Genomic DNA, 25,848 nt, shown 5'->3' on the forward strand with positions numbered 1-25,848 from the left:
CGACCGGCTCCGGACGAGCAGCCGCGGCGGTCGTCGCGCGGGGGCGTCCTGACTCGGCCGACGCGGACTCGCCCGCCTCCGGCGCGGCCGCCGTCTCCTCGGGCGCCTTCACCGGCGGCGCGGCGACCGGTGCGGACGCGGTCACCGGCGCCTCGGTGCGCGGAGCGGCCGCGATGGTCTCGGGCACCGAGCCGGGAGCGGCGGCGTGCGAGGCGTGGTGGGGCTCGGGCGCACGGGACGGCTCGGACGCGCGCGACGCCTCGGACGACCGCGGGGCGGGCGCCGCGGACTCGCGCGGAGGGGCCACGTGCCGCGGGCGCTCCTCCTGGGCCGCGACGGGCGCGATGCCGGCGCCGGTGCCGTGCACCAGGGTTCGGGCGATCATCAGCTCGAGGTGCAGGCGCGGCGAGGTCGCACCGGTCATCTCGGTGAGGGCCTCGTTGACCACGTCGGCGATGCGCGAGAGCTCGGCCAGGCCGAGCGCGCGCGACTGGCCGGCCATGCGGTCGAGCTCGTCCTGCGAGACGCCGCGGAGCACGGCCGAGGCCGCGCCCCCGGTCGCCGCGACGACGATCAGGTCGCGGAGCTTCTCGAGCAGGTCCTCGACGAAGCGGCGCGGGTCCTGCCCCGTCTGGATGACGCGGTCGACCGCTCCGAACGCCTCGGCGGAGTCGTGCTCGGCGAGCGCGTCGACCACCTCGTCGAGCAGGGCGCCGTGGGTGTAGCCGAGGAGGGCGACGGCCCGCTCGTACTCGACGGTCTCGGCCTCGGAGCCGGCCATCAGCTGGTCGAGCAGGGAGAGCGTGTCGCGGACGGACCCGCCGCCCGCGCGGACCACGAGCGGCAGCACGCCGGCCGCCACGTGCACGCCCTCGCGCTCGCAGAGCTCCTGCGTGTAGTCGAGCATCTGCGCCGGCGGGACGAGCCGGAACGGGTAGTGGTGCGTGCGCGAGCGGATCGTGCCGATGACCTTGTCCGGCTCCGTGGTCGCGAAGATGAACTTCACGTGCTCCGGCGGCTCCTCCACGATCTTGAGCAGCGCGTTGAAGCCCTGCGGCGTGACCATGTGCGCCTCGTCGAGGATGAAGATCTTGAAGCGGTCGCGCGCCGGGGCGAAGATGGCGCGCTCGCGCAGATCGCGCGCGTCGTCGACTCCGTTGTGGCTCGCCGCGTCGATCTCGACCACGTCGAGCGAGCCCTGGCCCTCGCGGCTGAGCTCGACGCAGCTGTCGCAGACGCCGCAGGGGGTGTCGGTCGGGCCCGTCGCGCAGTTGAGGCAGCGGGCGAGGATGCGCGCCGAGGTGGTCTTGCCGCAGCCGCGGGGGCCGCTGAAGAGGTAGGCGTGGTTGACGCGGTTGGTGCGGAGCGCCGTCATGAGCGGATCCGTCACCTGGGACTGGCCGATCATCTCGGCGAACGTCTCGGGCCGGTACCGGCGATACAGGGCTGCTACCACCCGACAAGAGTAGCCGCGACCTCCGACACCGGAGCCGGGACGGCGGAGACCGGAGCGCGCGTAGCCTCGGTCCCGTGCTCCCGCCGCCTCCGCTCCCCCGCTTCGACGCGGTCGTGCTCGCCGGCGGACGCGCTTCCCGCCTCGGCGGCGCGGTCAAGCCGCTCCTCCGGCACCGCGAGTCGACGCTCCTCGGCACCGCCCTCGCAGCCGTGCGCGGAGCCGAGCGGAGGGTCGTGGCCGGACCGTCGTCGCTCGCACAGGCCGTCGACGGCGCCGAGCTCGTCCAGGAGGATCCGCCGTTCGGCGGCCCGGTCGCGGGCCTGGCCGCCGCGCTAACCCTGCTCGACCGCCCGGGCGCTCCGGACTGGGTCGTCGTTCTCGCCGCCGATCTCGTCGCCCCCGCTCCCGCCGTGCACACGCTGCTCGAGGTCGCATCGAGCGCCGTCGAGGCCTCCCTCCTGGCCGTCGACGCGAGCGGCCGAGCCCAGCAGCTCCTCGGCGTGCACCGGCGAGCGGCCCTCGTCGAAGCGCTCACCGCGCTCGGCGATCCCGACGGCGCCTCGGTGCGCGCCCTCCTCCGGGACCTTCCCCCGCGGCTCGTGACGGTGCCCGGAGGGACGACCGACGACGTCGACGCGCCCGCCGACGCGCTCCGGCACGGGATCGACCTGTCGGGCCCGCGCGGCGCAGACTGAGCGGATGGACGACACGACCGGCCCCCGCCCCTCCGCCTCCGACGGCGCCCGCCCCACCGAGGAGGTGCTCGCCGGCTGGTGGGCCGAGCTGTGCTCCGCGCTCGGCCTCGGCGGGGTCCCGGTGGACCCGGACGCCCTGCTCGCCCTCGCCGGTCGCGCGGCGCACGGAGTGGTCCGGCCGGCGGCTCCGCTGACCACGTTCCTCGCGGGCTACGCGGCGGGCCTGGCCGGGGGCGGACGGGACGCGCTCGACGCGGCGCTCGCGGCCTCGCACCGGGCGGTGGACGAGCGTCCGCACGCCTCCTGAGACGCTACTCCACCGGCCTCGATCCGGCACCAGGTCGACGCCGTACGGTTCCCCCGAGTCCCGGCGCCGCGGCTCGGACCGAGAGCGGCGCAGGACTCCCGCGGCCGACTGCGCCGCGGTCGTCCATCTGAAGGAGCCCCGCATGTCAGGCAACAGAGCCGTCGCCTACAAGTCCCCCGGAGTCGTCGAGGTCATCGACATCGACTACCCCACCTTCGAGCTGAAGGACGGACCCGGCGTCAATCCGGCGAACATCGGGCGGAAGCTGCCGCACGGCGCCATCCTCCGCACCGTCTCCACCAACATCTGCGGCTCGGACCAGCACATGGTCCGCGGCCGCACCACCGCTCCGTCGGACCTCGTGCTCGGCCACGAGATCACCGGCGAGGTCGTGGAGGTCGGCCCCGACGTCGAGTTCGTCAAGGTCGGCGACATCGTGTCCGTGCCGTTCAACATCGCCTGCGGCCGCTGCCGCAACTGCAAGGAGCGCAAGACCGGCATCTGCCTCAACGTGAATCCGGACCGCCCGGGCAGCGCGTACGGCTACGTCGACATGGGCGGCTGGGTCGGCGGGCAGGCCGAGTACGTGATGGTCCCCTACGCCGACTGGAACCTCCTGGTGTTCCCGGACCGCGATCAGGCGCTCGAGAAGATCCTCGATCTGACGATGCTCTCGGACATCTTCCCGACGGGCTTCCACGGCGCGGTGACCGCCGGGGTCGGCGTCGGCTCCACGGTCTACGTCGCAGGAGCGGGACCGGTCGGACTCGCCGCGGCGGTCGGAGCGCAGCTGCTCGGAGCGGCCGTCGTGATCGTCGCGGACCTCAACGAGGAGCGTCTGGCGCAGGCGCGCTCCTTCGGCTGCGAGACGGTCGACGTCTCGAAGGGCGATCCGGCCGGCCAGATCGAGCAGATCCTCGGCGTGCCCGAGGTCGACTGCGGAGTGGACGCCGTCGGCTTCGAGGCGCACGGCAACGGCGCCGACTCGGGGAAGGAGGCGCCGGCGACGGTGCTGAACTCGCTGATGTCTATCACCGCGGCGGGCGGCGCCCTCGGCATCCCGGGCCTCTACGTCACGGGCGACCCGGGCGGAGTCGACGAGGCGGCCCAGGAGGGCTCGCTGTCGATCCGCCTCGGGCTCGGCTGGGCGAAGTCGCTGTCCTTCACCACGGGCCAGTGCCCGGTCATGAAGTACAACCGGCAGCTGATGATGGCGATCCTGCACGACCGGGTCCACATCGCCGACGCGGTCCAGGCCACCGCGATCAGCCTGGACGACGCTCCCCGCGGCTACGCCGACTTCGACAAGGGCGCCGCGAAGAAGTTCGTGCTGAACCCGAACGGCTACCTGGGATGACCGACGGGGCGGGTCCTGCCCAGGGCCCGCCCCGAGCCCCGGGAGAATGGACGGGATGAGCGCGCACGGGCACGAGGCGACCGACTGGGACGAGGCCAGGCGGATCGTCGGCGAAGCGGTGGCGCGCTCCGGCGTCTCGACCGTCCCCCTCCTCGACGCCCGCGGGGCCGTCCTCGACCGCGCCGTCACCGCCGCCCGGCCGCTCCCCCACTACGACTCCTCGGCCATGGACGGCTGGGCCGTGCGCGGACCCGGGCCCTGGCCGCTCGAGGACGGCACCGCCGCGCCGATCGTCACCGGAGCCGCCGTGCCCGACTGGAGCGACGCGGTGCTGCCGTCCGAGCAGGGCGCGGTCCGCGACGACCTGCTCACGGCGCGGGCGCCCCTCCCGCCCGGCCGCCACGTCCGGCGCGCGGGCGACGAGGCCGCCCGCGGAGCCGTGCTGGTCGATGCCCGGACCCGCCTCACTCCCGCGCACCTCGCCCTGCTCGCGGTCGCCGGGATCGACGCGCTCGACGTCCGCCCGCCCGCCGCGGTCGACCTGCTCCTCACGGGGGACGAGGTCGACACCGAGGGGATGCCGCCCGCCGGACGGGTGCGCGACGCGTTCACGCCGCTGCTGCCCGCGCTGGTCGAGCTCTCGGGCGGAGCCGTGGGAGAGGTCGTGCGCCGCGGCGACGACGAGGAGGCGATCGCACGGACGCTGCTGGCGGGCACGGCGCCGATCCTCCTCACGACGGGCGGGACCGGGCGCTCCCGGGTGGACGCGGTCCGTCGCGCCCTCGATGCGGTGGGCGCGCGCGTCCTCGTCGACGGCGTCGGCATGCGCCCCGGCCACCCGACCATGGCTGCGCTGCTGCCGGGAGGGACGCTGGTGATCGCGCTGCCGGGCAACCCGCTCGCCGCCCTGCTCGCGGCGGTCTCCTTCCTGCCGCCGGCCCTCGACGCGGCGTCCGGCGCCGCTGCCCGGCCCCTCGGCCGGGGCGTCCTCGCCGAGCCGCTCGGGCGCGCGGGGACCACGGTGCTCGTGCCCGTCTCCTCCGGCGAGGACGGCTGGCGGGCCTCCGCCGGCATCCGCTCGCACATGCTCACCGGTCTCGCCGCCTCGGAGGCCGTGGCCGTCGTGCCCGCACCGGGAGCGGCAGCGGGCGACTCCGTGCGCCTGCTGCCGCTGCCCTGGTGAGGCCTACGCCGCCGGTTCGAGGCGGATCACGACCGACTTCGAGGTCGGCGTGTTGCTGATCTTCGCGGTCGAGTCCAGCGGCACGAGGACGTTCGTCTCGGGGTAGTAGGCGGCCGCGCAGCCGCGGGGCGTGTCGTACGCCACAACGCGGAACGCCTCCGCCCGCCGCTCGACGCCGTCGGGCCACTCCGAGACCAGGTCGACCATCGCGCCGTCCGCGAAGCCCAGCTCGGCGACGTCGTCGGCGTGGACGAACACCACCCGGCGGCCGTCGTGGATCCCTCGGTAGCGGTCGTCCCTGCCGTAGATCGTGGTGTTGAACTGGTCGTGCGAGCGCAGCGTCTGCAGCAGCAGCCTGCCCTCCGGAACCCGCGGGTACTCGAGCGGATTCGCGGTGAAGCGGGCCAGGCCGGAGGGGGTGTCGAAGCGGCGCGAGTCGCGCGGCGGGTGCGGGAGGACGAAGCCGCCGGGCACGTCGATCCGGGCCTCGAAGCCGTCGAAACCGGGGACGACGTTGGCGATGTGCGAGCGGATGCGGCGGTAGTCGTCGCGCAGTCCCGCCCAGTCGACCCGGGGGACGTTCTCGCGGCCCTCGAGCAGCCGCTCCGCGATCCCCGTGAGGATCGCCACCTCCGAGCGCAGGCCCGGGCTCGGCGGGCGCAGGCGGCCCCGGGAGGCGTGCACGGCGCTCATCGAGTCCTCGACCGTGACCCGCTGCTCGCCCGAGCGCTGCACGTCGGAGTCGGTGCGGCCGAGGGTGGGCAGGATCAGCGCGCGCCGGCCGGTGACCACGTGCGAGCGGTTGAGCTTGGTCGAGACGTGGACGGTGAGGGCGAGCGAGCGCATCGCCGCCTCCGTCACTCCGCTGTCGGGCGTCGCCCGGGCGAAGTTGCCGCCGAGCCCCATGAACACGCGGGCCTTCCCGTCGCGCATCGCCCGGATCGCGGCGACCGTGTCCGTCCCGTGCACGCGCGGGGAGGAGAAGGAGAACTCGCGGTCGAGCGCGTCGTGGAAGGAGTCCGGCATCCGCTCGAAGATGCCCATCGTGCGGTCGCCCTGCACGTTCGAGTGGCCGCGCACCGGGCAGACGCCCGCGCCGGGCTTGCCGATGTTGCCGGTGAGCAGGAGCACGTTGACGACGTCCTTGAGCGTCGCGACCGAGTGCGCGTGCTGCGTGAGGCCCATCGCCCAGCAGACGACGGTGCCCTCGGACGCCGCGATCAGCTCGGCGACGGTGCGGATGCGCGTCTCGTCGATCCCGCTCGCCCGCTCGATCTCGTCCCACTGGACCTCCCGCAGCCCGTGGAGGTACGCGGCGAGGCCGCCGGTGCTCTCGCGGATGAAGGCGTGGTCGAAGACGTCGCCGCGCGCCTCCTCAGACTCGAGCAGCGCCTTGCCCAGACCCTGGAACAGGGCCTGGTCGCCGCCCAGCCGGACCTGGAGGAAGTGGTCGGCGAGGGCCGTGCCGTCGCCCAGGGTGCCGCGGACGGTCTGCGGGTTCTGGAAGCGGAGCAGCCCCGCCTCCGGCAGCGGATTCACGGCCACGATGGTGCCGCCGGCGCGCTTGGCGCGCTCCAGCGCGGTCAGCATCCGCGGGTGGTTCGTTCCGGGGTTCTGGCCGGCGACGATGATCAGCGGAGCCCGCTCCACGTCGCGCAGGCTCACCGAGCCCTTGCCGATCCCGATCGTCTCGGTGAGGGCGGATCCGCTGGACTCGTGGCACATGTTCGAGCAGTCGGGCAGGTTGTTCGTGCCGAAGCCGCGGACCATCAGCTGGTAGACGAAGGCCGACTCGTTCGAGGTCCGGCCGGACGTGTAGAAGATCGCCTCGTCGGGGCTCGCGCAGGCGCGCAGCTCCTCGGCCACGAGGTCGAGCGCCTCGTCCCAGCCCACGGGCCGGTAGTGCGTCGCGCCCTCCTCGAGCAGCATCGGCTCCGTGAGCCGGCCCTGCTGGCCGAGCGCGAAGTCGTCCCACTCCTCCAGCTCCGCGACGGGGTGCGCGGCGAAGAACGCCGATGTGACGGTGCGGAGCGTGGCCTCCTCGGCGACCGCCTTCGCTCCGTTCTCGCAGAACTCGGCGACGTGGCGCTTGTCGCCCTCCGGCCAGGCGCAGCCCGGGCAGTCGAATCCGGTCTTCTGGTTCACCCGCAGGAGCGTCTCGGCGCTGCGCACCGGGCCCATCTGCTTGAGCGAGATCTCGAGGGCGTGGGCGACGCCGGGGATCCCGACGGCGCGTCTCTTCGGCGACCGGACGGAGAGGCGGCTCTCGTCGATCGGACTCTCGCGGGGCTCGGCGTCATCGACCATTCCTGCATCGTACGTCCGTACCCCGGCATCGCTCCCGGTTCCCGGTGGGAGGATGACCTCCACCGCCTGAGGAGACCCATGAGCCGCAGTGTCGCCCGCACCCGCCTGACCGCCGTCCGCGCCGGCGATCCGCCCCGACGCCGCGAGGACGTCCTGGCCGTCGAGGAGCCGCTCGAGATCCGCGTCGGCGGACGGCGCTTCAGCGTGACCATGCGCACACCCGGCGACGACTTCGACCTGGTCGCGGGATTCCTGGTGTCCGAGGGGGTGCTCACCGAGTCGGAGCAGCTGGCGGCGATGCGCTACTGCGCGAGCGGCTCCGGTCCGGGCGAGAACACGTACAACGTGGTCGACGCGAGCGTCCGCGGCGGGCGGGAGGCCGTGCTGCTCGAGCGCGAGCGGTCGGTCTACACGACGAGCTCGTGCGGAGTGTGCGGGCTCGCGTCGCTCGAGGCGGTCGCCACCGACTCGGCGTGGAGCGTCGCGGAGGACGACCTGCGGGTCGAGCGGGACCTGCTGGTCTCGCTCCCCGATCGGCTCCGCGAGGCGCAGGCGGTGTTCGAGCGGACGGGCGGCGTCCACGCGGCCGGGCTGTTCGACGCGGACGGCTCGCTGCTGGTGCTCCGGGAGGACGTCGGGCGGCACAACGCCGTGGACAAGGTGGTCGGCTGGGGGCTCCGGGAGGGGCGGCTGCCGTTGCGGGGGACGCTGCTGCAGGTGTCGGGGCGCGCCTCGTTCGAGCTGGTGCAGAAGGCCGTGATGGCCGGCATCCCCCTGCTCGCCGCGGTCGGTGCCCCGTCGTCGCTGGCGGTGGACCTGGCTCGCGACTCCGGCCTCACCCTGATCGGCTTCAGCCGCGGCTCCGGCTTCAACCTCTACGCGGGCGACGCGCGCCTGCTGCCCTGAGCCGGGGCTCCTCGGCCGGCTCCTGCCGATGGAGCACCCCGCGCAGCAGCCGCATCGAGATCTCCTCCCTCGCGCTCGGACTCGATACGCCGCGTCCCGCGGCTACTCGACCAGCAGGAGGGCCCGAGTATTCGGCAGAGGGCCGCGACCCGGAATCGCGTGCGAGCGATTCAGGGCAGCCCGACGCTCCACGCTCTGCGGAACGCAACCCCTGAGAGGCCGACCGAGGTCGCGCAGCGGGCCACCGCTGCACGACGAGCGAGCACCGCCGCGTGCCAGCGATTCACGACAGCCCGACAGGAGCCGCTCCACGGGAGCCGCCACCCCCGGAAGCCGACCGCGAGTCGTGTCGCGGCTGCGCCGCTACACGACCGACAAGGACTGCCGGGCGATCTCCAGCTCCTCGTTCGTGGGGATGACGAGGACGGCGACGCGGGAGTCGTCGGTGGAGATGCGGCGGGCGCCGCGGTCGGAGGACGTGTTGCGCTCGGGGTCGAGCTCGATGCCCAGGCCCTCGAGGCCGCGGAGGGCGCCGGCGCGGACGGCGGCGACGTTCTCGCCGACTCCGGCCGTGAACACCACGGCGTCGACGCGGCCCAGCTGGGCGTAGAAGGCGCCGATGTAGTGGCGGAGGCGGTGGTAGTAGACCTCGAGTCCGGCGCGGGCCCGCTCGTCGCCGGCCTCGGCCGCCTCCTGGACGTCGCGCATGTCGCCGCGACCCGTGAGGCCGAGGAGCCCGCTGCGGCGGTTGAGGAGGGTGTCGAGCTCGTCGATCGAGAGGCCCGCCTTGCGGGCGAGGTGGAAGACGACGGCCGGGTCGAGGTCGCCGGAGCGGGTGCCCATCACCAGGCCCTCGAGCGGGGTCATGCCCATCGAGGTCTCGACGGAGACGCCACCGTCGACCGCGCAGGCGGACGCTCCGTTGCCCAGGTGCAGGACGATCGTCTTCAGGTCGGAGCGGCGGCGGCCGAGATAGGCGGCGGCGGCCTCCGAGACGAACTTGTGCGAGGTGCCGTGGAAGCCGTAGCGACGGACGCGGTGCTTCTCGGCGAGCTCGGCGGGCAGCGCGTAGGTCGACGCCTCGGCCGGGATCGTGTGGTGGAAGGCGGTGTCGAAGACAGCGACGTGCGGGACGTCCGGGAAGGCCTTCTGCGCCGCCTCGATGCCCTCGAAGTTGGCGGGGTTGTGCAGCGGGGCGAGGTCGGCGAGGTCCTCGATGTTGATCTTGACCAGGTCGGTGACGACGGTGGGCTCGAAGAAGCGCTTGCCGCCGTGCACGACGCGGTGGCCCACGGCGACGGGAGGGAACTCGTCGAGGCTCGGGCCGTGCTCGCCGAATGCGCGGATCATCGCGTCGAAGCCGGCGGTGTGGTCGGGGATCGGCCCCTCGATCTCGAACGACTCCCCGTCGCGGGTGTGCTTCGTGCGGCCGGTGTCCTCGCCGATCCGCTCGACGAGGCCGCTGGCGAGCGTCTCCTCGGTGGTCATCTCGATGAGCTGGTACTTGAACGACGACGATCCGCTGTTGACGACGAGGACGACGGACATGAGGGGACTCCTGGGGTGATCGGGGTCGGGAGGGGCGGCGGCGGGGTCGCCGCTAGCGCACCACGGGGATGGCGGCGGTGGGCGGGACGATGGCCTGGGTGGCGGCCTGGATGGCCGTGATCGCGACGGTGTTGACGATGTCCTGCACGAGCGCGCCGCGCGAGAGGTCGTTGACCGGCTTGCGCAGACCCTGGAGTACCGGTCCGATGGCGACGGCGCCGGCCGAGCGCTGCACGGCCTTGTAGGTGTTGTTGCCCGTGTTGAGGTCGGGGAAGATGAACACCGTCGCGCGCCCGGCGACCTGGGAGCCGGGCATCTTCGAGGCCGCGACCGCCGCGTCGGCCGCCGCGTCGTACTGGATCGGGCCCTCGACGAGCAGGTCGGGTCGGCGCTCGCGCACCAGCGCCGTCGCCGCGCGGACCTTCTCGACGTCGGCGCCGGCTCCGCTCTCGCCCGTGGAGTAGGAGAGCATCGCGATGCGGGGATCGATGCCGAACTGCTGGGCGGTCTCGGCGGACGAGATCGCGATGTCGGCGAGCTGCGCCTCGGTGGGGTCGGGGTTCACCGCGCAGTCGCCGTAGACCAGCACGCGGTCGGCGAGCGCCATCAGGAACACGCTCGAGACGACCGAGACGCCCGGGCTCGTCTTGATGATCTCGAAGCCGGGGCGGATGGTGTGCGCCGTCGTGTGCGCGGCTCCCGAGACCATCCCGTCAGCCAGGCCGAGCTGCACCATCATCGTGCCGAAGTAGGAGACGTCCGTGACCGTGTCGTAGGCGTGGTCGTAGGTGATGCCCTTGTGCGCGCGGATGCGGGCGTACTCCTCGGCGAAGCGCGCGCGGTGCTCCGGGTCGAGGGTGCTCAGCACGCGGGCGCCATCGAGGTCGAGGCCGAGGCCCGCCGCACGGGCGCGGATCTCGGCCTCCTCGCCGAGGATCGTGAGCCGGGCGATGCCGCGCTTGAGCACGGTCGCGGCGGCGCGGAGGATCCGGTCGTCGCCGCCCTCGGGCAGGACGATGTGGCGGTCGGCGATGCGCGCCCGCTCGATGAGCCCGTACTCGAACATCAGCGGCGTGACGACCTCGGACCGGCCGACGTCGAGGAGGGTGAGCAGCTCGACCGCGTCGACCGCCTCCTGGAAGAGGGCGAGGGAGGTGTCGCGCTTGCGCGGGGAGTCGGCCGCCAGGCGGCCGCGGGCCGCAGTGACGCGGACGGCGGTGTCGTAGGTGCCGAGCTCGGTCATCACGATCGGCACGCGGCTGTCGACGCCCTCGATCAGCCGGACGATCGGCTCCGGCAGCTCGAAGCCGCCGTTGAGGATGATGCCGGTGACCGTGGGGAACGTGCCGGAGGCGTACGCCATGATCACGGCGAGGACGACCTCGGGCCGGTCGCCGGGGACGATCACGACGCCGCCCTCGGTGAGCCGCGGCAGGACGTTCACCATGGACATGCCGGCGATCACCACGCCGAGCGCCTCCCGGCCGAGCAGCTCCGGATCGCCCGCGACGACGACGCCGTCGACCGCCTCGACCAGGCGGGACAGGCTCGGAGCGACGAGGAACGGATCCTCGCGGATCGCCCAGACCGGGACGGTGGCGGGGATGCTCTCGCGGATCGCGGCGACGGCGTCGGCGGCGGTGTCGGGATCGGCGCGGTTCGCGATCACTCCGATGAGGCTCGCGTGGGCCGTGCGCAGCTCGACCGAGGCGAGCTCCGTGATCTGGCGCATCTCCTCCGGCGTGCGCGCGGGAGCCTGGCCCAGCTGCTCGCTGCGGGACGAGTCCCGGCCGGTGAGGACGAGCAGGACCGGGGCGCCGAGGTTGGCGGCGATGCGGGCGTTGTAGCCGAGCTCGGTGGGGCTGCCGACGTCCGTGTAGTCGGAGCCGAGGATGACGACGGCGTCGCACCGGGCCTCGACGCCCTTGTACCGCTCGACGATCCGCGAGAGCGCCGCCTCGCCGTCGGCGTGGACGTCCTCGTAGGTGACGCCGATGCAGTCCTCGTAGGCGAGGCCCGAGTCGGAGTGGCCGAGCAGCATCTCGAGCACGTAGTCCGGCTCGGAGGTGGAGCGGGCGATCGGGCGGAAGACGCCGACCCGCTGCACCTGGCTGCTGAGCGCATCGAGGACGCCGAGGGCGACCGTGGACTTGCCCGAATGACCTTCGGCGGACGAGATGTAGATGCTCTGAACCATCGGATCCAGCCTACCGAGGGGGTCCCTCCGCCTGGCTGAGTAGAGGCCAGGGATGGGAGGGCGTGCATGGCGCCCGGCTGTGGAGGAGCGTCCGCAGTCGGTAGGGCCTCGTAGCGGCTGTGCGGCGGTCCATCGGCGGAGCAGGCGGGCCGATTAACGGAAGAAGACCCCCCGCGCACCCGCCAGAGCCCGGTTACCCTTGCTGCGTTTCCGCCCTGGGGGAGTTGGCCTGGATGGCGCCACGCGGGGAGCCGGGGGACAGTCTAACCGACGACGGCGGCCGAGGAGAGCGGGGCGTGTCGGGGTCGTGGTCAGCGGGAGCCTCCGACACCGGCTAGTATCGATGAGTCGCGGCTCAGGTCGTGCCAGGAGGATTCGCCTAGTGGCCTATGGCGCACGCTTGGAAAGCGTGTTGGGTGAAAGCCCTCGGGGGTTCGAATCCCCCATCCTCCGCGAACGGTGTCCGTTGCTCTCGCCAGCACGGGCACCGTTTTGTTTAACCGGTGCGGGCGATCGTCGGAGCCCGGTCGACCGGTGGAGGCGTCGATCGGAGCGGCCCACTCACGCAGCGCCGGGTTCGCCCTGCCGGGGCACACCCGGCTGCAGCCGACGACGTCGCGCCGAGCAGGCGCCGCCGATCGTTCGGCGCGCGCCGGGCGTGCGGGATCAGCCGTAGAGGTGGTTCGTCCGCGCGCAGGAGTCGGAGCAGAAAGCGCCACGGCGGGCGACGAGCGGGGCCGAGCAGGCGGCGCAGACGGGGCGGAAGAAGAGTTCGGCTATGGATCGCGACATGGTCCGACCGTAGGTGCCGGTCCCGGATCGTGCCCGTCGCCATCCGTATTACGACGACGCGGACGACAGGGCGGCGATACGGACCCTCCGGCGACGCCGACCGTCAGTCGGCGATGCGCTCGAGCCATTCGTCGAGCAGGAGCCGCTCCCCCGCGCTGAGGGGCTCGATCTGCGGCAGCGCCGTCCGCAGGGCGACGGCGTGCGCGACGACCGCACGGGCGGCGGGATCGGTGGGGCCCGCCTCCGCCGTGGTGATCCCCGCGAGGACGGACTCGCGCGAGCGGGACGAGAGCTCGTCGTCGGGGTCGGCGAGGGCGGTCAACGTGAGGGTGCAGCCGAGCGCGGCCGACTGGAGCAGGCGGGAGGCACGCTCGACGTCGACGGTGAGGCGGCCGGCTTCGGCGACGGCCCGGACCGCGTCGAGGAGGACGCCGCGGGACAGGCGCGCCGCCTCCGACTCCTCCCCCGGCCGCGCGGTGAACATCAGCGCGTAGAGGTGCGGTTCGGCGAGTCCGAAGGCGACGTGGTGATCCCAGGCGGCACGGAGCGCGTCGACCGGGTCGGCCGGCGCCTCGCTCCGCTCGAAGTCGGCGAGGGCCGTGGCGAATCCGGCTGCCGCGGCCGAGTCGAGCAGCCCGCGCAGGTCGCCGAACGTCCGGTAGATCGTGGGGGCCTGCACCCCCGCCGCCGCGCTGATCGCCCGCGTCGACACCGCGTCGCGCCCGCCGTCCGCCAGCAGCTCGACCGTCGCTCGGAGGATCCGCCCCCGCGTCGTCCCGCTCTCACTCATGCTACCGACGCTAACACGCTCCCGTTAGCGCCTCGTCTCCCCGAGCGGCCCGGGTCGCGTCAGCGCCGTCGGGCGGTCCCGAAGATCCCGCGGACCACCTCGCGCAGCAGCGTCCTGCCGGCGCTCGAGCCCAGCACCTCCTCGACGACCGTCTTGTCGCGGCGGGCGGTGCGGGTCCCGCGGGAGGTCGGTGCCGTGCGCCGTCGGGAGCGCTCGGCGGCCTGGTCGGCGGCGCGCTCGGCAGCGGCCCGCTCCTTCGCGCGGCGGGCGGCGTCCACGGTCTCCTCCTTGGCGCGACGCGCGTCCTCCTTGGCGCGGCGGGCGTCGTCGGCGGCCTGCTGCTCGGCGGCGGCGCGGGCCTCCTCGGCGTCGGCGGCGGCGTCGAGCCGGCGGGTGAGGATCTCGCGGGCGGAGTCGCGGTCGAGGGGCGTGCCGTAGCGCGCGAGGAGCGGGGACCTCTGGACGCTCGCCTCGCGGTCGGCCTCGGGGGTGGGCTTCATCGAGCCGAGCGGGGCGCGGAGACGCGTCCAGGCGACCGGGGTCGGGGCGCCGCGCTCGTTCATGACCGTCACGATCGCCTCGCCGATGGGGAGCGCCTGGAGGACCTCGCCGAGGTCGTAGTCGCTCTCGGGGTAGGTCGAGACGGTGGCGCGGAGGGCCTTGGCATCGTCCGGCGTGTGCGCGCGGAGCTGGTGCTGCACGCGGGAGCCGAGCTGGGCGAGGACGTCGCCGGGCACGTCCTTCGGTGTCTGCGTGACGAAGACGATGCCGACGCCCTTGGAGCGGATGAGGCGCACGGTCTGGGTGATCGCGGCGAGGAAGTCCTTCGACGCGTCGCGGAAGAGCAGGTGCGCCTCGTCGAAGAAGAAGACGAGCTTCGGCTTGTCGAGGTCGCCGACCTCCGGCAGGTCGTTGAAGAGGTCGGCGAGCAGCCACATCAGGAAGGTGGAGAACAGAGCCGGCCGGTCGGCGACTCCGGGGACCTCGAGGAGGCTGACGACGCCGCGCCCGTCGGCGGCGAGGCGGAGGAACTCGGCCGTGTCGATCTCGGGCTCGCCGAAGAACACGTCGGCGCCCTGGTCGGCGAACGCGATCAGCTCGCGGAGGATCACGCCGGCGGTCGCCTTGGACAGCCCGCCGAGCTCGGCGAGCTCCGCCTTGCCCTCGTCGCCGACGAGGTAGGTGAGCACGGCGCGGAGGTCGGACAGGTCGACGAGCGGGAGACCGGCGCTCTCGGCGTAGTGGAAGACGAGGCCGAGGCTCGACTCCTGCGTGTGGTTGAGGCCGAGCACCTTCGCGAGCAGCAGCGCGCCGAAGCCGGTCACGGTGGCGCGGACGGGGACGCCGGTGCCGATGCCGCCGAGCGCGAAGTACTCGGCGGGGGCCGCCTCCGCCCGCCAGTCCTGGCCGATGCCGCGGGTGCGGGCGAGCAGCGCGTCGGTCGCGGTGCCCGGAGTGGCGAGGCCGGAGAGGTCGCCCTTGATGTCCGCGGCGAAGACGGGGACGCCGTGGGCCGAGAGCTGCTCGGCGAGGACCTGCAGCGTCTTGGTCTTGCCGGTGCCGGTCGCGCCGACGACGAGGCCGTGCCGGTTGAGCATGCCGAGCGGGATGCGGACGGGCACGTCGATCCGCGCGTCGCCGTTGACGAGGGCGCCGAGCTCGAGGGCCGGGCCGGTGAACGCGTACCCGGCGCGCACGGCGTCGACGGCGCTCTCGGGGAGCGGACCGGGGGCCGGGGCGGGCGCCGAGGGGGTGGGCGGAGCATCTGCATCCGGAGCGATCGGACCGGAAGCGACGGCGTCCGGAGCAACGGGAGCAGCGGACTGCTCCGCTCCGCTCCCCGACGCCGCCACCAGCCGCGCGTCGTCCGCGACGGCCTCCGCCTCCTCCGGGCCGGCCGCCGCGTTCAGCGCCGCGGCCGCCGCCTCCGCTCGCGCCAGGGCCTCGGCGGCCTCCGCCTGCAGTCGGCGGGCGGCCTCCAGGGCCGCGCGCGCCTCGTCCCTCGCCGAGGCGAGCCCGTCGTCGTCACTCATGGGCTCAGCCTAGGTCGGCGGCGCCGGTCAGTCCTCGCGGACGTGCCAGGACTGTCCGTACCCGCCGTCGGCCTCGGGGCGGGCCATCAGCTCGAGGAACGGGTCGGCGCTGAACGCCTCCGGCCCGAGCACTCCGGCGCCGGTCCACACGCCGGTCGCGAGGAGCTCGAGCGCGACCACCGGGTTGAGCGCCGTCTGCCAGACCACGCACTGGGTGCCGTACTCGGCCATCGTCCACTCGTTGTCGCTCACGTGGTAGAGGTACACCTCGCGGCGGGCGCCGTCCTTCGTGCCCGAGACGAAGAGGCCGGCGCAGGTCCTGCCGGTCATCCGCGGGCCGATGCCGGCGGGGTCGGGCAGGGCGGCGGCGACGACGTCGCGCGGCGAGACCTCGACGCGACCGCCGGCCGAGCGGACCCGCAGGGGCTCGGTGCTGTCGAGGCCGAGGAGGTGGAGGGTGCGCAGGACCCCGATGAACTGCTCGCCGAGGCCGTACTTGAAGGTGACCTTCTTCGCGTCGAGCCAGCGCGGCATCAGCAGCACCTCCTCGTGCTCGACGTTCACGCACTCGACCGGGCCGATGCCGTCGGGGAACTCGAACACCTCCGGCTCCGAGAAGGGGGCGGTGGTGTACCAGCCGCGGTCGCGCTCGAACACCACCGGCGGGTTCAAGCACTCCTCGATCGTGGTCCAGATGGAGAAGGACGGAGCGAAGATCTCGCGGCCGTCCGCGTCGTGCACGACGAGGTTCGCGCCGTCGCGCACTCCGAACTCGTCGATCTCGTCGAAGAGGTGGTCGGAGGCGTAGCGGGCGAAGACGTCGGAGAGTCCCGGCTCCACGCCCATGCCCACCAGGGCGAGGCGGCCGCGGGAGGACCACTCCTCCGCCGCGGCGAACTGCTCGTCGCCGAGCTTGAGCCCCGTCAGCTCGTGGGGCCGCTCGGGGTGCGGGAGCGAGAGGCTCATCGCCATGTCGAGGTAGTCGGCCTCGGCGGCGAGCGCTCCGGCGAAGATCGTCGGGACGAAGCGCGGCTCGACGGCGTTCATCACGTGGGTCGCCCCGTGCGCGCGGGCGACGGTCTCGACGTTCTCGGCGTCGGAGGCGTCGATCCGCGCGGCGACGAAGCGGTCGTCGGCACCGTGCCGCTCCGCGATCCAGGCGACCGTGCGCTCGGCGCGAGCGAGGTCGTAGTCGCAGACGATGATCTGCTCGAAGAAGGAGCGGCGCGCGGCGATCTTCGCGAAGGCGTCGCCGACGCCGCCGGCGCCGACCAGGAGGATTCTCATGGGGACACCGTAGCGACGGATCGCGTCGTCCACCATGCCGAGCACCGACGGAATCGGAGCGCAGCGCGCCTTTAGGCCACCGGATCCGTCACAGGGCGGCCCGCTCCCCCCGCTCGAGCAGGCGGAGGAAGCCGGAGAGGTGCCCGAGGCCGGTCAGCGAGGTCGGGAGCGAGGCGGCGAGCGCCGGCGAGTGCACCAGGTACGCCGCCCACTTCGCGCGCGAGACCGCGACGTTCAGGCGGTTGGGCAGGAGGAGGAACTCCATCCCGCGCGGGACGTCGGCCCCGGAGGACGCGGCGAGCGACACGATGGCGACCACCGCCTCCCTGCCCTGGAAGAGGTCGACCGTGCCGACCGGCGTCTCCTCGAGGCCCGCGGCGTCGAGGGCGGTGCGGAGGAGCCCGCCCTGGGCGTTGTAGGGCGCGACGACGATGACGTCGGCCGCGGTCAGCGTCCGCTCGCCGTGCTCGTCGGTCCAGGCGCGGCCGACGAGGGAGAGGGCGATCTCGACGACGCGCCTCGCCTCGTCCGGCGAGGAGGTGGTGTCGCCCGCGTGCTCGACCGGGACGGAGTGCACGCCCGGCTCGACCCCCTCCAGGTGGCGCACCTGCGGCGCCCGCGACCGCAGCGCGCCCTCGTAGGAGAGCTCGGAGACGGCGTCGGAGAGCGCCGGGTGCATCCGGTGGGTCTGCGCGAGGAAGTAGCCGTACTCGGGCGGGAGGACGTCGTGCCCGTCGGCGAGCCAGCCGAGCGCCGACTCGTCGACCGGCTCCGGGTGCGCGCCCTGGCTCACCTGGGGCAGCTGCTGCGGGTCGCCGAGCAGGAGCAGCCGCTGGGCGGAGACGGCCGACGCGATCGTCGGGGCGAGCGAGAACTGCCCGGCCTCGTCGACCACCAGGAGGTCGAGCGAGCGGCGCGGCACGGTGACCGGGTTCGCGAAGGTCCAGGCGGTGCCGCCGATGACGCAGCCGCCGCCCTCCTCGAGGACCGCGGTGAGCGCCGCAGCGTTCTTCACCGGCGCCCAGGCCACGGCCTCGAGCGCCTCGGGCGGCGTGCCGTTCTTGTGCACCTTCGCTACGCGGGAGGGATCGACGCCGCGGCCGACGACGGCGCTCAGCACGTTCTCGACCACCGAGTGCGACTGGCCGACCACGCCGATGCGCCAGCCGTGCTCGTTCACCAGCCGTGCGATCACGTGGGAGCCGACGTAGGTCTTCCCGGTGCCGGGCGGACCCTGCACGGCGAGGGTCGCCCGGTCGAGTCCGAGCAGAGTGGTGACGACCGCGCCGATCACGTCGTCGCCCTGCACAGGAGCGACGGCTCCCGGCGGCACGCGGCGGAGGACGTCGAGCGCCGGGTCGGCCAGCATCGCGGGCAGCGCGTCGAGGACCTCGCCGCCCCACTCCGCGATCGCCTCGGGCTGGGGCGCGGCGCGCGGCGGCGGCGCGGGGGCGAGGGCGACCGGAGCGTCGTCGTGCGGATCCTCCCCCGCCTTCAGGCCCTCCTTGAGGAGCAGGACGATCCGCTCCCCGTCGTCGTCGACCGCGAGGATCTCGGAGCGCTCGGAGGCGCCGCGCAGACCGGGACCGGGCGAGGGCGCACCGGGGGGCGCCGGGGCCTCGTAGACCAGGTACGGCGACGAGCCGGTGCCGAGCCGGCTGCCGGGAGCGAGCCGGCCGAGGATCCGCAGCTCGCGCGACTGCGTGCGGGCGCGCGGGAGCTTCGCCCAGTCGCGGACGACCTCGACCCGGTCGATCATCACGACGTCTCGGGTGTCCGCCCACTCGTCCAGCGGCTGCCGGAGGCGGTCGAAGTGCTCCTGCCAGAAGGACTTGGCCTCGCGGCGGTGATAGTCGATCGCCGCGCCGGCGAGGGCGAGCGCGGTCTGGTCGGCCGTGCGCTCGCGCGGCTCGATCCCCTCGACCTGCGCCAGCAGTGCGACCGCGACCGGGTGCGGCTCGCGGGGCACGGGGATCTCGACCTCGAGCAGCGGCGGCAGCTCCTCGCGCGGCGGAGCGAGCTCCAGGAGCCAGTCGCGCAGGCGGAGCGTGGAGCGGCAGTCGTAGGCGTTGTACTCGGCGACGAGGTCGAGCCCGCGCTGCCCCTCGACAGGATCGACCCTCTGTGCGGCGCGCGCCTCCACGTACATCTCGATGCTGTCGGCGGCGTTCGTGACGCCGGACGCGTCCCGCTCCTCCTCGCCCATGTAAAGCGGCTCCAGCTTCTTGAGCGAGTAGCTGCGCGAGCCCACGCGGAGCGCCCGCCGCACCACCGGGTACAGGTCGACCAGGACGCCGTCGCGCAGGAGCGCGTCGACCTCCTCCTCGCCGACCCCGTGGCGGAGCGCGAGCGAGAGGAGGTGGCTCCGCTCGTAGGAGGCGTAGTGGTAGACGTGCATCCGGGGGTGCTCGGCCCGGCGCGCCCGCAGGAGCGCGAGGAAGTCGAGGAGCGCCCGGCGCTCGGCCGCGAGGTCGTGCGCCCAGAGCGCGGTGAAGCGCTCCTGGTCGTCGACCATGCCGAAGAGGTAGTCGAGGCCCCACTCGCGGTTGTCCTCGGTGTAGAGCGGGTCGCCCTCGAAGTCGAAGAAGAGGTCGCCCGGGACGGGGGCGGGCAGCCCGGCGAGCACGGAGGCGTCGATCACCTCGACGGCCGGCACCGGCGAGGACTCCGACCGCAGCTGCAGCCGCGCCTGGGCGCGCAGGCCCTCGAGCGTGCCCGCGCCCAGGCCGGGGACGGGGCCGTCGTGCTCGGCGAGGGCGTCGAGGGTGAGGACGCCGGCCGCCGTGAGCTTCGCCCGCTGGTCGAGCCGCATCCCGGCGACGAGGATCGGATCGCGGTGCGCCTGGACCTCGGGCGCACAGACGGAGCAGCGTCCGCAGGAGGGGTAGCGCGGATCGCCCCACGCCAGCGGCTCGTCGGCGGCGAGGCGCTCGTCGAGCACGGCGCCGAGCCGGGCGCGCTGCACCCGCTGGACCGGGGCGACGACGGCCAGCTCGTGGCTGGTGACGGAGCCGTCGCCGAGCACGAGGTGCACCTGCTCCCCCACGCGGATGCCGCGCGCCTGCATCTGCTCGGCGTAGGCGGCGAGCTGCAGCAGCGCCGGGATCTTCGCGTGCCGGGCGAGCTTGGTGTCGTAGACCTCGTAGGCGCCGTCGGCGGTGCGGAGGAGGAAGTCCGAGAAGCCCAGGAACTCGCCGTCGAAGAAGGTGGCCTGGTAGAGCACGTCGACCCCGGCGCGCATCGCCTCGACGGCCGCCTCGGCCGCCGCGGGGTAGCCGGCGGGCTCGGGGCGCTCGAACTCGAGCACCTCGTGCGTGCGCTTCAGCTCGGCGAGGAAGCGGTGCTCGTGCTCGTCGCCGAGCACCGCGGTGCGCTCGAGCATCCCGTCCCTCTCGGCCTCGAGGCGCGGGGCGCGGCCGAGCAGGGCGTCGAACCGGCGGAGGACCGCCCACTCGCAGGCCGCCCAGTTCGACAGGTCGGTGGGGCTCGTGACCACGCGGCCGGACTCCAGGTACACGCGACTCCTTCCGCGACCACCGGGCGGCGATCGGCTCCAGGCTAGGGCGCCCCTCCGACACTCGTGCGGCTGCGGCCACCACCCGCACCGCTCCGGCTCCGCGTGGCAGGCTGGGCCGATGACCCGCGCGCGCTTCGAGATCATCCCGGCCGACGACATCGGCGAGCGCGCCGCGCGGGCGTTCCCGGACCCCTCCGCGGTGACGCTGACCGTGACGAGCCTGCCGAAGCACGGGACCGAGCGGACCGTGGACTGCGCGGTCGCGCTGGCCGGGCGCGGGTTCCGCGTGGTGCCCCACCTGGCGGCGCGGAACGTCGAGGGCCGCGCCGCACTCGAGCGGATCCTCGGGCGGATGGGCGAGGCGGGGATCGACGAGGCGTTCGTGATCTCGGGCGACGCGTCCTCGGCGGCCGGCACCTACTCCACGAGCCTCGAGCTCATCCGCGACGCCCGCGAGATCTCACCCGGGCTGGCCCTGGACATCGCAGGCTATCCCGAGGGCCACCCGCACCTCTCCGACGAGAGCATCGAGCGGCACCTGCGCGAGCGCGCTCCGTTCATCCGCTCGATCGTCACGCAGATGTGCTTCGACGTGGACGCGGTGGTCCGCTACGCCGATCGGCTCCGCGAGACGGGGATCACGGCCGATCTGTGGGCGGGCGTGCCGGGGCCGGTCGAGCGCTCGCGGCTGCTGACGCTGGGCGCGCGAATCGGAGTGGGCTCCTCGCTCGGCTTCCTGAAGCGGAGCACCTCGGTGGCCGGCGGGCTCCTCCGCGGACGCCGCTTCTATCCGTCCTCCTTCGTCGCGCGCCTGGAAGCGGCGGCGGGCGACCGCCTCGCGGGCCTGCACGTGTACACCTTCAACGAGCTCGACTCCCTCGCCGCCTTCGCCTGATCGGCGAGCCTCCGCGCTCCTCGGGCGCCGACCCTCAGGGGCTCGAAGCCCTCGCGGGAAGCGCTGCGCCGGTCAGGTGGTGCGGCGGATCCAGATCGGCGGGTGCGGGAGCTCGGCCTCGGTGCGCAGGCGGCCGGCGAGCGGAGCCCAGACCACGAGCGCCACGCCGATCCCGAGCAGCAGGCCGCCGACGGTGTCGCTCAGCCAGTGGGCGCCGAGGTAGGTGCGGCTCGCCATCATCGCCACGGTGTAGAGGAAGCCCGCGATCCAGACCCACAGCAGCGGGAACACCAGGGCCAGCACCATCGCCGTCGTCGCCGCGTTGGCGGTATGGCCGGACGGGAAGGAGCCGTAGTCGCTGGTGACGAGCATGTCGGCCGGGCGGGCGCGTCCCACCAGCTCCTTGACGAGCTGGGTGGCGCCCACGCTGACCAGCGCGGCGATCGCGTAGTAGAGCGCGGCCCACCGCCTGCGGAACACCAGCAGCACGGCGACGATGCCGAGCGGGATGAGCGTCGTGCCGACGAGCCCCGCTCCGACCGTGTTCATGACGAGGGCCGGGATGTCCCAGACCGGCGAGCGGTGCTCGACGATCTCGTCCATCCACTCCACGTCGAAGCGGAAGGCCGAGGTGGGGCGGAAGGCGATCAGCACGGCGAGGAGCACCGTGAGCAGGATCGCGAGCGACGCGGAGATCAGCGGCCAGCGGCGGGAGACCCGGTGGGCCGCCTCCTTCGTCAGCAGCCGGGCGGCGACGTCGTCGGACGGCACCTGCTCGCGCAGCCGCGCACGCTGGACGGCGTCGGGGCGCGCGGTTCCGGGCTCGGTCGACAGGCGGTCGTCGCGGTGATCCATCTGGACATGATGCCGTCACACGGCGTTCCCCCGCTGGGGGTTGCGGGGCGGCTCGGCCGACCGGTCGGAGGACCGGCGTCCGCGCGGCGGGGTTCATGACAGGGTTCGAGCGGCCTTGCGGATCCCCGGCCTTCCCCCGCGGGGTCTCGCGGCGCGGCTCAGCCGGCCGCGCGGGCCAGGCGGGCGGCGCGGAGGGCGTCGAGCCGGGTCGGCTCGGAGGAGCGCGCGAGGAGCCGCGCGGCGACGGCGCTCACGCGGGAGTCGTCCGAGGCGGAGGCCCGCTCGAGGGCGGCGGCCGCGTCGGGACCGGTGATCGAGCCGAGCGCCATCACGGCCGAGACCGCGAGCGCGGAGTCGTCGCTGCCGGCGGCCCCGTCCAGCGCGTCGACGGCAGGACGCGCGTCGTCGCCCAGGTAGCCGAGCGCGGCGGCGGCGTGACGCCGGACCGGCGCGGACCCCTCGCGGAGAGCCTGCTCCAGACCGGGGACGGCCGCGGCGCCGAAGGAGGCGAGGACGTCGGTGAGCACGTTCTGCGCCTCCGCGTCGTCGTCGCCGAGCAGGCCGAGCAGGACCGGCAGGGCGCGCTCGTCGCCGAGGCGGCCCAGCGCGAAGCGGGCCTTCGCGGCGACGGCGGGCTCGGAGTCGGCGGCCAGCGGGGCGATGTCGTCGAGCGTCGCCGGGTCGAGGATCTTGCTGAGCACGTGCAGCGCCTGCGTGCGCACCCGGGGCTCGCGGCCGAGCGCCTCGCGGGCGACGGGGACGGCGGCGGAGCCGAGGCGGCCGAGCGACCAGGTGAGCACGTCGCGGACGAAGAAGTCGGGCTCCTCCCACAGGTGCGCGGCGAGGGGCTCGGCGGTGGCGGGCTCGGCGAGCTCGCCCAGGGTCATCGCCGCGCGGAGGCGGACGTCGCGGTCGGGGTCGGAGAGCTCGGCGAGCAGGGCGGAGGAGTCGCGGGAGGACATGGGAGGGGACTGTAGCAGCGGCGCTCGGGAGCGGATCCAGCGAGGGCCGGAACGCCCGGGAGGAGCCGCAGGAGCGGGGCGTGCCGGACCGCCGGGACCCGGAGCCGAGCGCTCAGTCCTGCAGCGCCGGGACGCTCCTCGGCCGGACGATCAGCCAGAGCGCCAGGATCGACACGGTCGCCGTCGCCATCATCACCACGGCCATCGGCACGGCCGAGCCGGCGCCGAAGACCCCCGAGATCGGCGACAGCAGTCCGGCGGTGCCGAAGTTGACCGCTCCGAGCAGCGACGCGGCCGTCCCCGCCTCCCGGCCGTGGTTGACCAGGCCGAGGACCTGCACGCACGGGAAGCTGAAGCCGCAGGACGCGATGAAGAACCACAGCGGGACGAGCGTGCCCCAGAGCCCCAGCCCGAGCACGTCGAAGAGGGCGATCAGGCCGGCGGAGGTGAACAGCGTCAGCGTCGTGATCGCGAGGATCCACTGCGGCCCGATCCTCCGGCTGAGGTAGGAGGACGCCTGCACGCCGAGGACGACGCCGAGCGAGTTCACGGCGAAGAGCAGCCCGTACTGCTGCGCGTCGAATCCGTAGAGGCCCTGGAGCAGGAACGAGGAGCTGGAGAGGTAGGTGAACAGGCCGGCGAAGGTCATGCCCCCGATCACCGCCACTCCGAGGAACACGCGGTCGCTGAGGACGGCCCGGTAGCGCTGCACGAGCGAGCGGTGCTCGCGCTCGTGTCGGGCGGCGCGGGGCCGGGTCTCGACGACGAGCAGGCCGACGGCCGCGACGACCAGCACGCCGTAGGCGGCGAGGAAGACGAAGATCCCGCGCCAGTCCATGATCAGCAGCAGCTGCGAGCCGATGACCGGCGCGAGCACGGGCGCGAGGCCCGACACCAGGGCGAGCCGGGACAGCATCCGCACCAGCGGGCGTCCGCCGAAGAGGTCGCGGACCATCGCCATCGCGACCACGCCGCCCGCCGCCGCACCGGCTCCCATCAGGAAGCGGAAGACGCCGAGCGTGACGATCTCGGGGGCGAGCGCCGCGCCGACGCAGGCCAGCACGTGCAGCGAGGTGGCCAGGAGGATCGGCAGGCGCCGGCCGACCGCGTCGCTCCAGGGGCCCACGACCAGCTGGCCGAGCGCGAAGCCGAGGGTCGTGCCGGTGAGGGTCAGCTGGACCGCCGCCTCCGACACGTTCAGCTCGCTCTGCAGCGCGGGGAACGCCGGCAGGTAGAGGTCGATCGTGAACGGCCCGAGGGCGGTCAGCGAGCCGAGGACGATCACGTAGACGAGGCGCTGGCGGGCCGTCAGGGCGTCGCCCGGGTGGCGGTGCACGGGGAGGGAGGCGGTCGGAGTCGAGGCGGGAGTGGACACGGAGTGCCTTCCTGCGCAGGGCGCAGCGGAGTGGGAGGGAGGGGTGCGGCCGGTGTCGTCCTCGGCTCGGGAGCGGACCTCGTCGGCTCCACACCGCTCGGTCGAATCAATTCGATCACGTGTCGGACAGTGGCGCCACCCCTCGGCCCGCCGTCGGGTCAGACCGGGTGGAGCGGAGTGCCGAGCGGGTCGGCGAGCAGGCGCTCGAAGGCGAGCTCGGCGGCGCCCAGCATGAGCAGATCGGCGCCGAGCTCGGTCCGCACGATGCGCACGGAGTCGAGCGCGACCCGGAAGGGGCCGCCGCGGCCCAGGCGCTCCTCCAGGAACCCCGGCGCGACTCCGATCAGCGCCCCGAGGAAGCCGCCCAGCACCACGAGCTGCGGGTTGAACACGTTGATCACGTTGCGCAGGGCGACCGCGAGGTGCCCGAGCTGGCGCTCGACCTCGGCGCGGACGGCCGGGTCCTCGGAGGCGGCGAGCGCCTCCTCCAGCCGCTCGCTCTCGTCGAGGCCGAGCACGGTGAGCAGCTCGGCGCGGCCGACCTCGGTCTCGAGGCAGCCGACGGCGCCGCAGTGGCAGTCGATGCCCGCGCTGTTGACGAGGGTGTGGCCGATCTCCCCCGCGTAGCCGTCGATGCCGTGCAGAGGCGCGCCGCCGACGATGACGCCGGCGCCCACTCCGCTCGCGCCGCCGTTGAGGTAGACGAGGTGCGAGACGTCGCGGCCGGCGCCGAGGACGCTCTCGGCGAGCGCACCGAGGTTGGCGTCGTTCGCCGAGAGGACGGGCAGGCCGGTCGCGTCCGCGAGCATGCGGGAGAAGGGCTCGTCGTCCCAGCCGAGGTGCGGGCCGACCCGGACGAGGCCGTCGGCGTCGCGGACGAGGCCGGGCACGGCGACGCCGATGCCGACGGTCCGCGTCTCCTCGGGCAGCTCGGCGAGCAGCTCGGCGACCGCCTCGGCCGCCAGACGGGCCGCGGCCTCGGCGGTGGGGACGGAGGCGGAGCGGCGGATGCGGCGGCGGACGACGGCGTCGACCCCGACCACGGCGACCGTGACGGCGTCGATCTCGGGGTTCACGGCGAGCGCGACGACTCCGGGATCGGCCTCGACGACGGGGCTCGGCCGGCCGACCTGGTTCGGCGTGGAGGGCTCGCGCTCGCGCACGATGCCGAGCTCCACCAGCTCGCCGACCAGCGCCGCGATCGTGGAGCGGTTGAGGCCGGTCAGGCGGGTCAGCTGCGAGCGGGAGCGGGGGCCGCCGCGGTGCACGAGGCGGAGGATCGCCGAGAGGTTGTGCCGCCTGACGCGGTCGAGGTTGTTGCCGCGCGTCGCGTGGTCGGGCATCCGCGGTCTCCTCTGCTTGCGGGGGTCAGCCTAGCCGGGGGCG

Annotated in this window: 18 protein-coding genes, 1 tRNA gene and 1 other RNA gene; 7 read left to right on the top strand and 13 right to left on the bottom strand. The window is 74.0% G+C overall.

Annotated features, from left to right (window positions below; translation table 11 throughout):
* Window positions 1-1,456 (bottom strand): DNA polymerase III subunit gamma and tau (locus tag C5B95_RS15900; RefSeq protein ID WP_146076635.1); only part of this gene is annotated, 1,456 nt, incomplete at its 3' end.
* Between the two features lie 74 nt (window positions 1,457-1,530).
* Between C5B95_RS15900 and C5B95_RS15905 the strand changes: the two genes are divergently transcribed.
* The 4 genes from C5B95_RS15905 to C5B95_RS15920 all read left to right on the top strand — a co-directional run bounded on the left by C5B95_RS15905 (window position 1,531) and on the right by C5B95_RS15920 (window position 4,998).
* Window positions 1,531-2,151, top strand: coding sequence for a molybdenum cofactor guanylyltransferase (locus C5B95_RS15905; RefSeq protein WP_258060046.1), 621 nt, complete (start codon window positions 1,531-1,533; stop codon window positions 2,149-2,151).
* A gap of 4 nt (window positions 2,152-2,155) precedes the next feature.
* On the top strand, window positions 2,156-2,458 hold the full coding sequence (locus tag C5B95_RS15910; RefSeq protein ID WP_104349602.1) for a DUF6457 domain-containing protein: 303 nt from the start codon (window positions 2,156-2,158) through the stop codon (window positions 2,456-2,458).
* 142 nt (window positions 2,459-2,600) lie between these two features.
* A complete protein-coding gene (gene fdhA, locus C5B95_RS15915; RefSeq protein ID WP_104225123.1) occupies window positions 2,601-3,815 on the top strand; it encodes a formaldehyde dehydrogenase, glutathione-independent in 1,215 nt (404 codons plus the stop codon).
* A gap of 55 nt (window positions 3,816-3,870) precedes the next feature.
* Window positions 3,871-4,998, top strand: a complete 1,128-nt coding sequence (locus C5B95_RS15920) for a molybdopterin molybdotransferase MoeA (protein WP_181068110.1) — start codon at window positions 3,871-3,873, stop codon at window positions 4,996-4,998.
* A 3-nt stretch (window positions 4,999-5,001) separates the two neighbouring features.
* Here the strand turns inward: C5B95_RS15920 and C5B95_RS15925 are convergent, their stop codons facing one another.
* Window positions 5,002-7,305: an FdhF/YdeP family oxidoreductase gene (locus C5B95_RS15925; protein WP_104268016.1), complete on the bottom strand. Its 2,304-nt coding sequence runs from the start codon at window positions 7,303-7,305 to the stop codon at window positions 5,002-5,004.
* Window positions 7,306-7,383: 78 nt separating this feature from the next.
* On the opposite strand from C5B95_RS15925, the gene fdhD reads away from it, so the two are divergent.
* Window positions 7,384-8,211, top strand: coding sequence for a formate dehydrogenase accessory sulfurtransferase FdhD (gene fdhD, locus C5B95_RS15930; protein ID WP_104349604.1), 828 nt, complete (start codon window positions 7,384-7,386; stop codon window positions 8,209-8,211).
* Window positions 8,212-8,574: 363 nt separating this feature from the next.
* On the opposite strand, the gene C5B95_RS15935 is transcribed toward fdhD, so the two are convergent.
* The 3 genes from C5B95_RS15935 to ffs form a co-directional block, all read right to left on the bottom strand.
* Window positions 8,575-9,759, bottom strand: coding sequence for an acetate/propionate family kinase (locus tag C5B95_RS15935; protein WP_104349605.1), 1,185 nt, complete (start codon window positions 9,757-9,759; stop codon window positions 8,575-8,577).
* A gap of 52 nt (window positions 9,760-9,811) precedes the next feature.
* The gene (gene pta, locus C5B95_RS15940) at window positions 9,812-11,956 is read right to left on the bottom strand and encodes a phosphate acetyltransferase (RefSeq protein ID WP_104227473.1); all 2,145 of its coding nucleotides are present in this window, start codon (window positions 11,954-11,956) and stop codon (window positions 9,812-9,814) included.
* Between the two features lie 159 nt (window positions 11,957-12,115).
* An RNA gene (gene ffs, locus C5B95_RS15945) (signal recognition particle sRNA small type) lies at window positions 12,116-12,212 on the bottom strand.
* A gap of 112 nt (window positions 12,213-12,324) precedes the next feature.
* Between ffs and C5B95_RS15950 the strand changes: the two genes are divergently transcribed.
* Window positions 12,325-12,409: transfer RNA gene (locus C5B95_RS15950), tRNA-Ser, on the top strand.
* A 442-nt stretch (window positions 12,410-12,851) separates the two neighbouring features.
* On the opposite strand, the gene C5B95_RS15955 is transcribed toward C5B95_RS15950, so the two are convergent.
* The 4 genes from C5B95_RS15955 to C5B95_RS15970 all read right to left on the bottom strand — a co-directional run bounded on the left by C5B95_RS15955 (window position 12,852) and on the right by C5B95_RS15970 (window position 20,375).
* Window positions 12,852-13,538 (bottom strand): TetR/AcrR family transcriptional regulator, encoded by a 687-nt coding sequence (locus C5B95_RS15955; protein WP_104349606.1) that lies wholly within the window; start codon window positions 13,536-13,538, stop codon window positions 12,852-12,854.
* A 59-nt stretch (window positions 13,539-13,597) separates the two neighbouring features.
* Window positions 13,598-15,571 (bottom strand): helicase HerA-like domain-containing protein, encoded by a 1,974-nt coding sequence (locus tag C5B95_RS15960; protein ID WP_104349607.1) that lies wholly within the window; start codon window positions 15,569-15,571, stop codon window positions 13,598-13,600.
* Window positions 15,572-15,598: 27 nt separating this feature from the next.
* Window positions 15,599-16,858: a saccharopine dehydrogenase family protein gene (locus C5B95_RS15965; protein ID WP_104349614.1), complete on the bottom strand. Its 1,260-nt coding sequence runs from the start codon at window positions 16,856-16,858 to the stop codon at window positions 15,599-15,601.
* 88 nt (window positions 16,859-16,946) lie between these two features.
* Entirely contained in the window at window positions 16,947-20,375 is a 3,429-nt protein-coding gene (locus C5B95_RS15970) for a bifunctional RecB family nuclease/DEAD/DEAH box helicase (RefSeq protein ID WP_104349608.1), read from the bottom strand.
* Between the two features lie 118 nt (window positions 20,376-20,493).
* On the opposite strand from C5B95_RS15970, the gene C5B95_RS15975 reads away from it, so the two are divergent.
* A complete protein-coding gene (locus C5B95_RS15975; protein WP_104349609.1) occupies window positions 20,494-21,270 on the top strand; it encodes a methylenetetrahydrofolate reductase in 777 nt (258 codons plus the stop codon).
* A gap of 72 nt (window positions 21,271-21,342) precedes the next feature.
* Here C5B95_RS15975 and C5B95_RS15980 read toward each other — a convergent pair whose 3' ends face one another.
* From C5B95_RS15980 to C5B95_RS15995, 4 genes are all read right to left on the bottom strand, one after another.
* Window positions 21,343-22,125 carry a phosphatase PAP2 family protein gene (locus tag C5B95_RS15980; protein WP_104349610.1) on the bottom strand — a complete coding sequence of 261 codons (783 nt, stop codon included), beginning with the start codon at window positions 22,123-22,125 and terminating at the stop codon, window positions 21,343-21,345.
* A gap of 158 nt (window positions 22,126-22,283) precedes the next feature.
* Window positions 22,284-23,087 carry a HEAT repeat domain-containing protein gene (locus C5B95_RS15985; RefSeq protein WP_104234526.1) on the bottom strand — a complete coding sequence of 268 codons (804 nt, stop codon included), beginning with the start codon at window positions 23,085-23,087 and terminating at the stop codon, window positions 22,284-22,286.
* 112 nt (window positions 23,088-23,199) lie between these two features.
* Window positions 23,200-24,462: a multidrug effflux MFS transporter gene (locus tag C5B95_RS15990; protein WP_104349611.1), complete on the bottom strand. Its 1,263-nt coding sequence runs from the start codon at window positions 24,460-24,462 to the stop codon at window positions 23,200-23,202.
* Window positions 24,463-24,620: 158 nt separating this feature from the next.
* Window positions 24,621-25,805, bottom strand: a complete 1,185-nt coding sequence (locus C5B95_RS15995; protein WP_104349612.1) for an ROK family transcriptional regulator — start codon at window positions 25,803-25,805, stop codon at window positions 24,621-24,623.
* Window positions 25,806-25,848 lie beyond the last annotated feature (43 nt).

Origin of the sequence: Rathayibacter sp. AY1A7 (genome assembly GCF_002930845.1) — a bacterium.
Classification (GTDB): Bacteria; Actinomycetota; Actinomycetes; order Actinomycetales; family Microbacteriaceae; genus Rathayibacter.

Coding starts and splice junctions, on each gene's coding strand:
- C5B95_RS15910 (WP_104349602.1), top strand. CDS start 2,156: ATGGACGACACGACCGGCCCCCGCCCCTCCGCCTCCGACGGCGCCCGC.
- fdhA (WP_104225123.1), top strand. CDS start 2,601: ATGTCAGGCAACAGAGCCGTCGCCTACAAGTCCCCCGGAGTCGTCGAG.
- C5B95_RS15920 (WP_181068110.1), top strand. CDS start 3,871: ATGAGCGCGCACGGGCACGAGGCGACCGACTGGGACGAGGCCAGGCGG.
- C5B95_RS15925 (WP_104268016.1), bottom strand. CDS start 7,305: ATGGTCGATGACGCCGAGCCCCGCGAGAGTCCGATCGACGAGAGCCGC.
- fdhD (WP_104349604.1), top strand. CDS start 7,384: ATGAGCCGCAGTGTCGCCCGCACCCGCCTGACCGCCGTCCGCGCCGGC.
- C5B95_RS15935 (WP_104349605.1), bottom strand. CDS start 9,759: ATGTCCGTCGTCCTCGTCGTCAACAGCGGATCGTCGTCGTTCAAGTAC.
- pta (WP_104227473.1), bottom strand. CDS start 11,956: ATGGTTCAGAGCATCTACATCTCGTCCGCCGAAGGTCATTCGGGCAAG.
- C5B95_RS15955 (WP_104349606.1), bottom strand. CDS start 13,538: ATGAGTGAGAGCGGGACGACGCGGGGGCGGATCCTCCGAGCGACGGTC.
- C5B95_RS15960 (WP_104349607.1), bottom strand. CDS start 15,571: ATGAGTGACGACGACGGGCTCGCCTCGGCGAGGGACGAGGCGCGCGCG.
- C5B95_RS15965 (WP_104349614.1), bottom strand. CDS start 16,858: ATGAGAATCCTCCTGGTCGGCGCCGGCGGCGTCGGCGACGCCTTCGCG.
- C5B95_RS15975 (WP_104349609.1), top strand. CDS start 20,494: ATGACCCGCGCGCGCTTCGAGATCATCCCGGCCGACGACATCGGCGAG.
- C5B95_RS15980 (WP_104349610.1), bottom strand. CDS start 22,125: ATGGATCACCGCGACGACCGCCTGTCGACCGAGCCCGGAACCGCGCGC.
- C5B95_RS15985 (WP_104234526.1), bottom strand. CDS start 23,087: ATGTCCTCCCGCGACTCCTCCGCCCTGCTCGCCGAGCTCTCCGACCCC.
- C5B95_RS15995 (WP_104349612.1), bottom strand. CDS start 25,805: ATGCCCGACCACGCGACGCGCGGCAACAACCTCGACCGCGTCAGGCGG.